At 67.1% G+C, this 12,776-nt stretch carries 9 protein-coding genes; 7 read left to right on the plus strand and 2 right to left on the minus strand.

The features are described 5' to 3' along the window. Positions 1-4: 4 nt before the first annotated feature. Together ABZ345_RS32550 and ABZ345_RS32555 are read left to right on the plus strand one after the other, a co-directional pair. Positions 5-361 carry a hypothetical protein gene (locus tag ABZ345_RS32550; RefSeq protein ID WP_359857196.1) on the plus strand — a complete coding sequence of 119 codons (357 nt, stop codon included), beginning with the start codon at positions 5-7 and terminating at the stop codon, positions 359-361. A 186-nt stretch (positions 362-547) separates the two neighbouring features. After that, positions 548-1,147 carry a hypothetical protein gene (locus ABZ345_RS32555; RefSeq protein ID WP_359857199.1) on the plus strand — a complete coding sequence of 200 codons (600 nt, stop codon included), beginning with the start codon at positions 548-550 and terminating at the stop codon, positions 1,145-1,147. Between the two features lie 187 nt (positions 1,148-1,334). Here ABZ345_RS32555 and ABZ345_RS32560 read toward each other — a convergent pair whose 3' ends face one another. Then, positions 1,335-1,568 carry a hypothetical protein gene (locus ABZ345_RS32560; protein ID WP_359857201.1) on the minus strand — a complete coding sequence of 78 codons (234 nt, stop codon included), beginning with the start codon at positions 1,566-1,568 and terminating at the stop codon, positions 1,335-1,337. Between the two features lie 289 nt (positions 1,569-1,857). Here ABZ345_RS32560 and ABZ345_RS32565 point away from each other — a divergent pair, with 289 nt between their 5' ends. From ABZ345_RS32565 to ABZ345_RS32585, 5 genes are all read left to right on the plus strand, one after another. Further along, a complete protein-coding gene (locus ABZ345_RS32565; RefSeq protein ID WP_359857204.1) occupies positions 1,858-4,389 on the plus strand; it encodes a hypothetical protein in 2,532 nt (843 codons plus the stop codon). 368 nt (positions 4,390-4,757) lie between these two features. Beyond that, positions 4,758-6,173 (plus strand): DUF6119 family protein, encoded by a 1,416-nt coding sequence (locus ABZ345_RS32570; RefSeq protein ID WP_359857207.1) that lies wholly within the window; start codon positions 4,758-4,760, stop codon positions 6,171-6,173. Next, the gene (locus tag ABZ345_RS32575; protein ID WP_359857209.1) at positions 6,167-6,307 is read left to right on the plus strand and encodes a hypothetical protein; all 141 of its coding nucleotides are present in this window, start codon (positions 6,167-6,169) and stop codon (positions 6,305-6,307) included. The genes ABZ345_RS32570 and ABZ345_RS32575 overlap by 7 nt, the downstream gene beginning before the upstream one ends. A gap of 700 nt (positions 6,308-7,007) precedes the next feature. After that, a complete protein-coding gene (locus tag ABZ345_RS32580) occupies positions 7,008-10,664 on the plus strand; it encodes a hypothetical protein (RefSeq protein ID WP_359857212.1) in 3,657 nt (1,218 codons plus the stop codon). Between the two features lie 10 nt (positions 10,665-10,674). Continuing rightward, on the plus strand, positions 10,675-11,169 hold the full coding sequence (locus tag ABZ345_RS32585; RefSeq protein ID WP_359857214.1) for a hypothetical protein: 495 nt from the start codon (positions 10,675-10,677) through the stop codon (positions 11,167-11,169). Positions 11,170-11,454: 285 nt separating this feature from the next. On the opposite strand, the gene ABZ345_RS32590 is transcribed toward ABZ345_RS32585, so the two are convergent. Continuing rightward, complete coding sequence (locus ABZ345_RS32590; protein ID WP_359857217.1) at positions 11,455-11,802, minus strand: hypothetical protein; 348 nt, start codon at positions 11,800-11,802, stop codon at positions 11,455-11,457. Between the last annotated feature and the right edge of the window lie 974 nt (positions 11,803-12,776).

A 12,776-nucleotide genomic window follows, 5' to 3' on the forward strand; every position in this document is an offset into this window, starting at 1 on the left:
GAGAATGCATCGAATGATCAATACGATTCACCGCGGCGCCGTGATCGTGACGATCGCCGGCTTGGCCGCTTTGGGCCTGGCACAGACCGCCGGAGCGGCCACGATTGCCGCTCCGACGACGCTGGCGGCGTCAGCCCAGACCGAAGATCCCATCACGTCCAAGAGCCGTTCTGACTGCACCGACTACCTCGAGACCTGGGGCTACGAAGTCACCAAGAAGCGGTACTTGATCTGTGGTCTGGCTTCGTTCCCATTCCCGAGCCAGCAAGTCCGGATCGCCACCTGCACCGCCGCCCTCCTGGCCACAGGGGTGGGCGGGGTGGTCGCACCCATCTCCTGCATCTTGGCCACGGCCCCCTAAGCACGGCTTTGCCACCCAACGGTGGTCGCCCACCAGACAGTCCGCGCCCACCTGTTCCAAACGGACCGCCGGCGCCGTTCCTGTACCCGGCTTCCCAATTCGTCCGAACCCCGCCAGGACCAGGGATCGACCACTCGATGACGACTCCACAAGTCAGCTCGATCGTTGAAAGTACGGAGGATTCATATGTTGAAGAACAAACGCCGGGTCGCGGGATCGTTCGGCCTGCCGGCCGTTCTCGCGCTGTTCGCCGCTCTGCTTCCCGGCGGCGCAGCACAGGCGGACGAGGGTGCGGCGAATATCGTCGCCCCATCCCAGGCGGCGGCTTCCCGCTTCTCCGTCGAGCTGGCGAACGCTCCACAGGTGGTCAAGGACAAGGCGGCAGAGGCGACGAGAAACGGCGCGAAGATCGTGTCGATCGCCAGCGCGGACTACACCCCGTCCGGGTCAGAGCCCAGTGCCTTCGCCTATCCCAGCGGATGCGGGCTCTGGGTGCTGGTCACCAAGGTGGGTAACTACGCCGTCAACTCTTCTCTGACCTCGTGCAACTCCAGACCCTCCGAAATCGCGATGAAAGCCCAACTCGCCCGGTGGCGGGGCACGTGGTGGCAAACCGTGGCCAGCAAGTACGACGAGACGTCGACGTCGCAGACCCTGGTAGTCGAGGCCAAGCACCGCTGCATCGGCACTACCTACACATACCAGGGCGCAACGGGCGGCGACCTGGTTCTCAATGGTCGGCTCTACACAGCGGATGCCTGGGACGGGGCCAGAATCGTCTGCTGAGAGTGTTATTCGACGGGCAGTTGACGGGTTCTGATCGACCGGCGGTGGGGTACGCGGTTTGGTACCCCACCGCCGGTCGCCATCATCATCAGCTGGCCTACCTGTGGCGCCCCTACGTCGTCTACTGCGCCTGGAGCAGGCACGACACGGTGTCTGCCCCACTCGCTCAGCGGAGGCCGGCAACGCGCTAGCGGACCAGGGCGTTCGCCGCCACCAGGACGCACCCGAAGGCGCCCATTCCGGCGATCGCGGCGCCGGCGACGTTGCCGTAGGCGACGAAGGCGAGCCAGCCGATCACGAATCCGATGACGATCGACAGGACCAGGAGCACCGCCGAGCGCACGGAGAGGACGCTCTCCGGGGGCGCCGTTCGGCACCGGCACGTCGGGGACGGGCACGACCCGTCGCGCGGCTGCTCCATCAGTGCACCTCCCCGGCCGGGTCTGCAACGAACGGGCACCGGCAACCGATCACCCTGGTGCCCAGGGGAGGTGCGGGGCTGGACAGCGGTGTCGGTGAGCCGGGTTGAACCCTCGTCGTGCCGTGCCGGCTGTGGTTCATGCCGATCCCGTCCCTTCGCTGGGTGCTGCCCGGACGAGCCGGGTGGGCCGTGGTGGCCGCGTTGTCCCCAGTGAAGGCGTCCGTGCCGTACTCCGGCCAGCCCGCGCAGGACAACCGCCGCGTCGCGAGCGGGAAAGGCAGGTCAGCTGTTGTCCGAGCCAGGCGGGAAGTCCGCGGGCAGGCCTCCCAAGATCGATGAGCCGGCTCTGCGTGAGCGGTACGGCGAGGCCGGCGTAGCGCTGATCACCTTGCTCTACCGGCTCCGGACCGAGGGCGGGTTCACCATCAAGGAGGCCGCGTCGGCCTGGGCGCGGCGTCATCCCGACGACCCGGCGGTCGGCAAGCTTCTCGGCCCTGCGGGGAAGGTTGACCAGCGGCGGCTCTCAGAGTTGATGAAGATGCCGCAGCCCTTGCCCCGCGGTCTGGTCCAGGCGTTCGTTGACCTGTGGATGAAGAGCCGCGAAGACGGGGAGGCGGAGAGGCGGGCGGCGGCGCCGACACTCGACGAGCTCAACCGCCTGGACGCGGCCGTTCGCATGAGAGCCACGGCCCCGCCGGCGGCCGCCACGTTCGCCGTCCGTGGCAGGGCCTCACCGGCGGACCACGACCAGGCCGACGCACGGACACTGAGGGCCGAACTCGACGAGGTCCAGCTCGAGCGCGACAGGTACCGCAAGCTGGCCGTGGCGCTGGCGGTGATCGTCGTGCGGCTGGACGAACAGCTGGACGAACAGCTGCGGCTCCTTCCCGCCGCGACCTCGTCCTCCGGCGTTGACGGGCAGCAGAACGCTCCGCACGCCGCCGAACTGCGGGCACAGCTGGCGCGTGCCGACAGGCAACGCGACCAGGCGATGCGCCAGATCGAACGCGCCGTTGCCCTGGGTAGCCGGATCGAGGACCGCTTGGCCCGGCTGTGCGACTCCGCCGACCCACAGCGCGTGTCCGGCGCCGACGACGTCAGCTTCACCCTCGGGCGCGATCCGATCCTCGTCGACAACGACGACGCGCTCGACCGTGTGCAGGCCATGCTCCCCAGTCCTCGCCTCGACCACGCCGAACGCGTCCTCGCCGCCACCGAGGACGCCGTCGCCGGCTCGGACGGTGGCACCCCGGACAACGCCGCGGGATCAGCGGACAACAGCACACGCCGCCGCCACCGCGTGTGGGTGAGCTGGATCCGGCGAAGACGAATCCAGCTCACCCTGGTGGTCGTGCTGGTGTTGTCCGTCTCCGGTGCCGGCATCACGCTCTATCAAAGCGCCACGTTGTGCGAGGGACTCTCCACCACTACCGGTCCGGGCTTCGCACTGTCCAAGGTGCGGGACGAATGCATCGGGTGGACCACGGAACACGACTTCGCGTTCTCGCAGGATCTCAGGGAGATCACCAGGAAGATCACCGACCTCAACCAGGAGGTGGGCAGACGGTGGTCGGCGCCGGACCCAGGCCGGGCCAAGATCCCGTACGTCCAGGTCGCCGCGATCATGCCGATGACCGAGGGCATGATGAGCACGGACGCGATCAGGCACAGCCTGGAAGGCGTCTACGCCGCCCAGGCGCGTGCCAACGATCTCGGACGCCGCGAGTTCCGCGACCCGGCTTCCGTGGGCATCCAGGTGATGCTCGTCAACGAAGGCCGGCAGGCGACCCACTGGTCCGAGGCGGTAAAGCAGCTGACTGTGACGTCGAGCGGCGAGCACCCCGTGGTCGCCGCCGTGGGCATGGGGATCAGCAGCCCCGAGGCCAAGGAGACCGCGACGGCGCTGAGTCAGGACGGGATCGTTTCCATCGGCGGTGTCATCACGGCGACGGACATGATCGCTGGTGGCTTCTTCAAGGTCGCGCCGTCCAACGAGGAACAGGCCCGAACGCTCGCCTCGTACATCCAGACACGACAGGACCTGAAGTCCAGCTTCCTGGTGTACGACACGAACGACGACAGCTACACCCGCACTCTCCAGCAGGCCTTCGACAAGCAGCTCGGTTCGATGTTCCCGCTCACGACCAACCGACGAGCGTTCACCGGAACCAAGCTGCCACACGAGTCGGCGCAGACCGCTGCGTTTTCCGGCACCGTGAACAAGGTGTGCGAGACGCGGGCCGACCTGGTCGTCTACGCGGGCCGCGAGCGAGACCTCACCGCATTGCTCAACGCACTGATCACTCGGGAGTGCGCCTTCATGAAGCCCGTCACGATCGCCGCCGCGACGACCGGGCCGAACGTGTTCTTGTCAACCCAGACGGCGGCCGCGATGCAGAAGGCCCAGCTTTCGGTCGTGTACACCCCGTTGACCCAATCCGCGGAGTGGGCGGCCGGCAGGCAAGCACCTGAGGGTTATCGCGCGTTCCACGAATACCTCACCAGGAATGCGCGAGCATTCATCTCGGAGGACGAGCTCGCCGACGGCTACGCGATCCTGCACCACGACGCTCTCGCCGCGGCGACCTGGGCCATCCGGCTGGCCGCGGAGGAGAAGCCGGCCACGGGAAATCCCCCAGACCCCGGCGCAGTCGCCCTGAGCATGATCAACATGCATGGCGACGACCCAGTTCCGGCCGCCAGCGGCACGCTGGCGTTCGACGACAGGTCAGAAGGCTGGCCCCACTGCAGAGCAGTCCCGGTCTTCACCTTTCCCGGCGGGCTCGCCGCCGAGAACAGGTACAAGACGGGCGGCTGCTGAGCGTTTTCCGCACCGGCCGCATGTTCACCGTTCTGCCACCCGGTACTCGACCCACCGACACTCACCGTGCCGATGCCACCGCACTAGACGAGTTCGGGGCGCGCTCGACATCGTTTCGGGGGACGTGGGTGGCTTGTGGGTGATCAGGCGGAGCGAAGATCTCCGCGCCTGCGGGCTGACTGGTCGCTGTGGGACTTGGCGTACGCCCGTTAGATCGTCACCGGATCGAGTGATGAAATCGGCCAGTCCGACACGTACCGTCCACTGAGGACCCAGGAGTACGTGAGGGACCGGATGCGTATCACCCTGTACTTGTTGCGAGAGAAGGCGGAGTTCGCCAAGGAGACGCTGCGCAACCACGCCTGTTCGTGGAGCAGCGGCTCCTCAAATCCGCTGAGGGCGTCACCGGGTGGCGGTTGTTCGTCCGGCGAAGCTTCGAGCAGATGCCGAACTGGTACGAGCACCTGCAACCGATCATGGTGTTGGAAGACGCCCAGCGCATCACCACGAGATCCGCAGGCGCGGTGCTTCTCGTGCAGGCGCACAAGAGGATCTTCGCAATCACCTTCGGGACCGGCTTCCACGCTGTGGACGCTGCTCTCGTCGAGCCGGACTTCGGCCTCAAAGTGGCGGCCAACTGCATCGACGAGGACGGTCTGACACTGGCCGACGCTCGTGGGCTGGGTAAGGGGAAGCGCAACGCGACGAGCCGGCTCGCGCAGCCAGGCGCGATGTTCGCGCTCGGGCTGCTGACGGACGAGGAGTGGATCCGGCAGTTCGGTGGCGCGGTCAACATCCCCGGTTTCGCCAAGAGCGCCAAGGGAGCTGACGCGTTGCAGCTCAACATCGACGACTTCAGCCTGTTCGACCTGTCCATGAAACTCCGCCAGGCGCTGGATCTGTACGAGTCTGACGCCTACCGCGAGAACTTCCCGTTTCTCGACTACTTCCGGCGAGAGACCGACAAGGACACCATCGAGATCTTGGACGGCATGACGGCCGACGCGATGCGCGCTCGTGACCCGGAGATCGGGTTCGCGCTGCCCGACGAGTTCGACCTGATCACCGATCGATACCAGCTGTCTCGGCGGAGGCGGAAGGTCTCGTTGGCCGAGCTGCGCACCGAGGACGTGTACGCGGCGATCGACGGCTTGAACGGCTGGGCTGATCCGTTGAAGTCGGTGAAGGTCGAGGCGTTCGACTTCGACAGCGGGGAGGGACGGGGCAAGGAACCGTTGCGTCGGTATGTGGTCGGATCCGTCCGCTATGAGGTCGATGGCGTCAGCCGTGATTACGCCATGACCGCGGGCGTGTGGTTCCGGGTCGCTCACGAGTACGCCGAGAGCATCGATCTCTACCTGGAGCACAACGTTCCTGACGTCACCGACGACCTCGCGTTGCCTGAGTGGGACGACAAGTTCCTCGAAGAGAACATTGAGGGAAAGTACGGCGAGATCCGGTACAACCGGTACGCCTGTCGCGAGCTCGGGCACGGCATGCTCGACCGCGATCTCTACCGTGGCCGTGCCGGCGAGAACGTGGAGTACTGCGATCAGCTGAGCGCGCACAAGAAGTTGATCTGCGTGAAACGCATGGACGGCTCCGACAAGATGAGTCATCTCTTCCAACAGGGATCCGTGTCGGCTCAGCTGATCATGACGAATGACGAGTACAAAGCGGGCCTCATGGAGAAGCTGCAGCTGCTCGACGCCGACGCGGAGTTCGGCTCGCCGCTGGACTGGACGGTGGTCTACGCGATCGCGACGAGCAAGCCGGCTTGCTGAAAGATGTCCTGCCGTTCTTCTCCCGGGCCGCGTTGCGGATGCACGCGCAGGCGATCAAGGGCACCGGGATCGAGGTCGCGGTCGCGAAGATCGAACGAAGGAAGCCCGAAAGCAACACTCCAGCGGGTGAATGACCAAGCACGTGTGGCTTTGCAGACTCGAGGTGGACATCGCCGAAGGGGGAGCGATGAGTCAAGGGTTCCTGTTCGGGCCAGAGGCAGCACCGAACGCCAAGGCTGTTGATGACGCCTGGCGGCGAATGAGAGTGCTCATCACCGTCAAGGCCGCGCCGAACTTGTCCGCAGCCTACGGCGAGACCGTCTGTGTGGCCGGACTGAGTTTGGAGCTGGGCTCGCCGGATGGGTGCGTCTGTACCCGATCAACTTCCGCGACCTGGAGTCCGCACAGCGCTTCAAGAAGTACGACGTGGTGTCCGTCAAGGTGAAGCCAGCCCGTAACGATACCCAGGTCGAGAGCTGGAAGCCCGACATGACCAGCCTGCAGGTGGAGGACAACCTGCCACCGTGGACGCGGAGGCGGCTGTTCGTAGGTCTGTACATCACGGAGCCTGTGTTGCACCGGAGGTGGGTGCGGGAACCTTCTGACACTCACTGCCCACAGGGGTAGCGGTCAGTGCACCTGTGATCGCCCAGAAGCGATGAGTCCCAGACGCGGCTCGCCCCGACAATGATCGTCATGTACCAGGCTCCTGCGACACCGGTGCGCTGACCAGCAGTGCGTGGGCATCGCGATTCACCTGCGGGCGACTCCGAGGTCGCCGGTCGGTCCGCACGCGATGGTTCGAGGTCCACCGCACCGGTCCGGCGGGTGGCGATGACACCGCGCGGGGTTGTCGCGCTGCAGCGAGCGGCGGGCAATGCCGCTACGGCCAAGGCGATGGCGGGACCCGGCAGGCAGGATTCCCCGGCCTCGCCGGGTGCGGTGACGTCCGGTCCCGACCTGTCCGGAACCGCGCCGACGGCCGACGTCGCTGGGTCGGCCGTGGTGGCGCCCGCGGTGCCTGCCCCGCAGGCCGCGCGGCCGACTGAGACCGGCGTGCCAGCGGCGCCTGCCGTGCAAGCACCCCGCGCCGAACCCGCTGTGCCTGCGAACGACGCGACAGGTATGGCCGAGTTCGACGCGCTGGCGGCGGAGTTGGTGGCTCAGCGGGCCGAGTTGATGGAGCTGGGCGGACAGCGGCAGGCCTCCATCACGGACGCGGCGCAGGCCAAGAAGGCTCAGTTCCGGCTGCTGGTAGACAGCTCCGCAGGGCAGGTCGGCGCCGACCACGACGCCGTGATCGCCGCGATCAGGGCGAAGGCGGGGGGTGACAGCGGGCGGATTCAGGCGGGGCTCGACGCGGCTCTGCTGCGGGCCGACGCCACCGCGACTGCCGAGCTCGTCAAGCTCGACGCTGCCGTCGACGCGCGGAAGGCCAGCCTGCGCGACAAGGCGGGTGAGAAGGAGAGGGCGGCCGGACAGCTCGGTGTGGACGAGGCAGGGCGGGCAAAGGAGGGCACGGCCGAGCGGTCCCGGCGGGCCAATGAGATCAGCAGGGCAAAGATCGCTCGATACCAGGGCGGCGACAACGGGGCCGAGATCGTCAGCAACATCCGGACGCAGACTGGCAAGATCATCGCGGAGCTCGCCCGCACCGGTGAGGGAGTTGCCACCGAGGTGCGCCGCAAGGCAGGCGAGTTGGCCGGGAAGTTCCGCTCCGAGGCCACCGAGGCGTCGGGCCAGCTGGAGAAGCCCCGCACGGACGCGCGCAAGCAGATCTTGGAGTGCCGGGACAAGACCAAGGAAGCGTTGCGGAAGATGTCCGCGGACGCCGGCGCCAAGATCACCGAGCAGTCCACCAAACTCATCGGCGACCTGCGCACACAGAAGGCGCGCAACATCGACAAGGTGCGGGAGGCCGCCGGCGCGATCGACGTCACGCTGGACCAGGCGGCCAAGGACGCCAACGCCAAGCTGCGGACCCAGACGAACGCCGTCGCCACCGATCTCGACGCGAGCGTCGAGCGGACCCGCGAGGGTGGCTGGTATGCGCCGTTCGTGGCGCAGGCCAGGACCGAGATCACCACGGCTCTGGCGCAGCAGCGCGGTGAGCTGACCGGGTTCGCCGAACGGGTCGAGACCGGACTCGGTGAGGTCACGTCGACCGCGGGCACGGCGCTGGCCGACCAGGTCGCGGGGCTCGCCGGTGCCGTGCGCAAACTCGGCGACGACTTCGGCGGCGCCAGCGACCAGATCGTCTCGAGCGTCACCGGCACGTTCGGCGAGGCCTCCGGGAAGGGCGACGACAGCATGCGGGCCGTCACGCCGGAGGTGGAGCGCGAGCTCGCTGGCGCCGTGGCCGAGATCGACGGCAGGTGGACCCAGCAACTGGACCAACAACGCGGGGAGATCGTCCGCGGCGTCGACAACGCGCTCGGCGGCCAGGATCGCGCTGTCGGCGACTTCACGGCCTCCATCGACCAGGCCGCGGCCAAGGTCCAGAACACCGGTTTCTGGTCAGGACTGCTCGACTTCGTCGTCGGCACGTTCGAAGGACTGGCGCTCGGCGCGTGGGAGATGCTCAAGGGCATCTGGCAGGCGATCAGGACACCGCTGTTCTGGATCGTCGTGGCCGTGGTTGTGATCATCATGGTGATCGCGGTGGTGGTCCTGGTGATCGAGGGGGCCGCCGTCCTCGCGGCCATCGGCACCGTGCTCGCCTTCGCCGGCAAGGTGTTGCTGGTCATCGGCATCGTGGTCGGCCTCGTGATGGCGTGCTGGTTCCTCTACCAGATGATCACTCAGCCGAACCTGACCTGGCGGGAACGCGGCAGGCTGTTCGGCAAGGCCGTGTTCGAGGTCATCATGGCCTTCGTCGGCACCGGTGTGCTCAAGCGCCTCGGCGTGTTCACCCAGCTCACCCGCCTGCGGCAGTTCATCGCCGCGGTCGGAGGACTGGGCAAGGCGCTGAGACTGATCAAGCGAGTGCCCGACCTGGACAAGCTGTTCGTCCTGCTGGCCAGGGTCGGCGAGGCGGACAAGCTCATCGTCCTGCTGGACAAGGTGGGCGACGCGGAACGCCTGATCCTGCTGCTGAACCGGGTGCAGGACGCCGACCAGCTGATCCGCCTGCTGGCCAAGGTCAGCGACTCGGTGACGCTGCTGCGGCTGCTGACCAACGCGAAGATCGCCAATGCGGCCGTGCTGGAGCAGTTGCTGGGCAAGGTGGCCGACGTGGGCCTGCTGGAACGCCTGCTGAGCAACACGAAGGTCACCGACGGCGCGGAGCTGGCGCGGCTGCTGAGCAACCCCAAGGTCACCGACGCGGCAACGCTCGAACGTCTGCTGGGCAACGCCAAAACCACCGACGCCGCCACGCTGGAGCGCCTGCTGGGCAACGCCAAGGTCACCGACGCCGCCATGCTGGAACGTTTGCTGGGCAACGCGAAAGTGACGGATGGAGCGGAACTGGGACGCCTGCTCGGTAGCCCCAAGATCACCGACGGTGCAACGCTGGAACGTCTGCTCGGCAACGCCAAGATCCCCAGCGCGGCCGTGCTCGAACGTCTGCTCGGCAACACCAAGATCACCGACTTGGCCACGCTGGAACGCATGCTGGGGAATGCGAAGGTCACCGACGCCGCCACGCTCGAGCAGGTGCTCGGCAACGCCAAGCTCGCCGACGTGGCCACCCTGGAGCGGCTGCTCGCGGAAGCCAAGATCCCCTCGGTCACGGTGCTGGAACGGCTGCTGGCCGACGCGAAGGTCGCCGATGCCGCCATGCTGGAGCGGCTGATCACCGACGCGAAGATCACCGATTCCGCGCAGTTGCAGTCACTGCTCGCTGTCTGCGACACCGGGGCGAGACTGGAAAGCTTGCTGCGCATCACCGACAGCGGTGTGCAGCTGCTGGACTTCCTGACCAAGGCCGGCGGCGCCGCTCAGGCCGCGAACCTGGAGAGGCTGCTGGTCGGCATCGGCCTTCTCAAGGGCCCTGGCCAGTCGGCCAGGGCGCAGGCCCTGCTCAACGAGGCAGCCGGTTCGGGTGCCCGGTTCGCCGAGTTCGTCGAATGGGTCTCCAGGCTGTCGAGCCGGGTGAACCCGGCGCCGATCCCGGCGCCACCGCCCGAGGTGGCCGCGGCGGGCTTCCCCGGCGGCGCCAACACCCAGCACTTCCTCGACGGGCACACCTGGGAGTTCCTCGACATCGCCTCCAGGACCAACAAGTCGCTGGGAACCACGATGTGGCCGCAGGGCACCTCGCCGAGCGCGCTCATGACCGCCTTGGGTGACGCGATGCGCAATCTCAACCCCGGTGGCGGGCCGCGGCTACCGGCTCCTGGCACGCCGCTGCCCGCGACGACCTCGCTAGGCTCCGCCCAGGTGGGATCCCAGAGCGCAGGCGGCGGACGGATCGGCCAGTTCTTCCCGACAGGGGGAGAACACATCACCCAGCCGGTGATGCGGGCTCTCCACGACATCTTCAGGTGAGAGGCATGGCATGACGAGCGTGACGTTCCGGGTCGACTTGGTGGTGTCCGGCGAGCCGGTGACACTGTCTGAGACCGAGCTGTCCGAGGAGCACGCGGCTGAGCTCGCTCGCGAGTGCGTCGGCGCCATCGTGATCGACACCGGCGACAACACGCTTGAGGTCGCCGACGACCTCACGGCCGCGGTGTTCAACCTGTGCCTGCGCGGCCCGGCCGCCCTGCTGGACGACCCGCACGGCCACTTCCTCTACCGCGCCTCACTCGCCACCAGGCACGTGGTGATGATCCCCCTCGGCGATGCCGTCCGGGTGTTCGGCGAGCAGACACCGGTGGCGAACGCCGACCGGGCCGTGCTGCTGCCTGCGCTGTTCCGGTGTGGGCAGCGGCTCATCGAGCTCCTCGACCGGACCGGCGATCCGGACGAGGCCGCCCTGACGGTCGGCGACCTGCGTGCGGCGGCCACCGATACCGGGGCGGCGCTCCGCCGGCACGGTTTGATCGACTGATCCGGGGTGCAAGGCGATCGCGGCGGCCAAGGCCAACCGTGTGCTTGCGGCAACGGCGATCTGATGGACCGTTCGAGACGCGAGCGCGGAGAACCTCTGGGTGCCGCCCTCACGTTGCGTGCGGTGGAGCCGTAGGCGGCGGTTTTCCGACGGGAAGGTGTCGCGCCAGCCGACGATCGTCCCTGTCTGTGTCCTCGCGGCGCCGCACGAGCGGCCGCAGCCGAAACGAAACCTATGGCTGCGGGCGCTCGAGCGGGTGGCAAGCCATGCCTGGGCATGTGTGGACTACGGGTGCCAGCCCCATGCGCCGTCGGGGCACGAGGTCAGTGGCTCGTCGTCCATCCGGTTGCTGTAGTCGGCGAACATCTTTCGGTGTGACTCCCGGAGTGTGCCGCCCTTCGTGTAGTTGCACACCAGTACGCGGCTGGCCAGGTCGGTGCCGCGGATCAGCGGGAAGTAGACCTCCTGAATGCCCCGGTGGGCGTACGGGCCGTTCATGTCAGCTCGGTCTTCGGTGGTCTCGCCCGCCAGGATCACCAGGCGCGCCAACGGGTTGCTACGGAGCAAGTCCGCCAGGGGCTGCTTGGCGTTGATCTGCGGGTTGTTGTCGCAGCCTCGCTGTAAAGGCTGCACACGCCCTGTGCTGCTGGTACAGGTGTTCTGAAATGTGCGGCCTGATCATGCTCACGCGCAGCTGAAGGCGGTCCATGTCGTCGGCGTGCTGCCACATCGTGAGGTTCCCGAGCGACGCGCGAAAGCTAGGTCGTGTGATGGCGTCGGGATACTCCGAGTCCATTAGGAGGTCGTACAAGTACTCGACGTCTCCACCGGTGTGGCGGCGAGTTCGCACGCGTAGGCCGGCGCCTCGGAGGTGGTGGAGACCTTGTCGTCGTGCGTGTCCGGGGTAGTGCCGAGCAGAGCACTCACATGCAGTTGCAGCCGTTTCAAACGTGAGTGGCGGTCGATGCGACGCTGGACCAATGTCCGACTCTGGGCGTCCAAAGTGGATGGTCAAGCCTGTCCTTTGTGGAACTCCTAGGGCATTCTGGGGACATTTGACGTCGGGACCTGATGAGACTCGATGGGGTATGACCAGGTAAACATGCCGATGGGGCCGCCCTCGGAGGGTGTCCCGAAAACGGACCATCGCGCTACGCCGCAGGAAACTCGTCGTCGTGCACTGCGACGAGGCGACGAACCGCAGACTTCAGCGCTTGGCTGGACAAGGCGCCGAAGCCGTCGTTCTCCCGCCTCCCGCCACGGGCACTGGAGGGCGCGCTCCACCGTGGCGACGCCAAGAGCCTCTGGCTGCGTGGCGTCCATCGCCCGCGCACCACGAAACCCGACATCATGAACACGGGTGGCCTGCGCCTGCAGGACGCGATCAATCCGGGCGAGAGCTCGACCTACGCGGTCGGCGCCGCCCGTTCCGAGCTCCCCGACTCGCCTGAACGCCAGGTGCTCAAGGGGAATCATCGGAAGCACGCCGGGCTCGTCGTCCGCGTGGTTCAAGCCCTCGCCGGACTTCCCGACCTTCATCGCGGCAGTGGTGGAATTGCTCGCGCTGATCGAGAAGGAACTGGCTGCCGGCCCGAGCGCATTGGGCC

This window comes from Lentzea sp. NPDC005914 (genome assembly GCF_040629405.1).
In the GTDB taxonomy this organism is placed as follows: domain Bacteria; phylum Actinomycetota; class Actinomycetes; order Mycobacteriales; family Pseudonocardiaceae; genus Lentzea.

Excerpts from the sequence above, each read along its gene's own strand:
- ABZ345_RS32555 (WP_359857199.1), top strand. The coding sequence starts at position 548 with ATGTTGAAGAACAAACGCCGGGTCGCGGGATCGTTCGGCCTGCCGGCC.
- ABZ345_RS32560 (WP_359857201.1), bottom strand. The coding sequence starts at position 1,568 with ATGGAGCAGCCGCGCGACGGGTCGTGCCCGTCCCCGACGTGCCGGTGC.
- ABZ345_RS32580 (WP_359857212.1), top strand. The coding sequence starts at position 7,008 with ATGACACCGCGCGGGGTTGTCGCGCTGCAGCGAGCGGCGGGCAATGCC.
- ABZ345_RS32585 (WP_359857214.1), top strand. The coding sequence starts at position 10,675 with ATGACGAGCGTGACGTTCCGGGTCGACTTGGTGGTGTCCGGCGAGCCG.
- ABZ345_RS32550 (WP_359857196.1), top strand. The coding sequence starts at position 5 with ATGCATCGAATGATCAATACGATTCACCGCGGCGCCGTGATCGTGACG.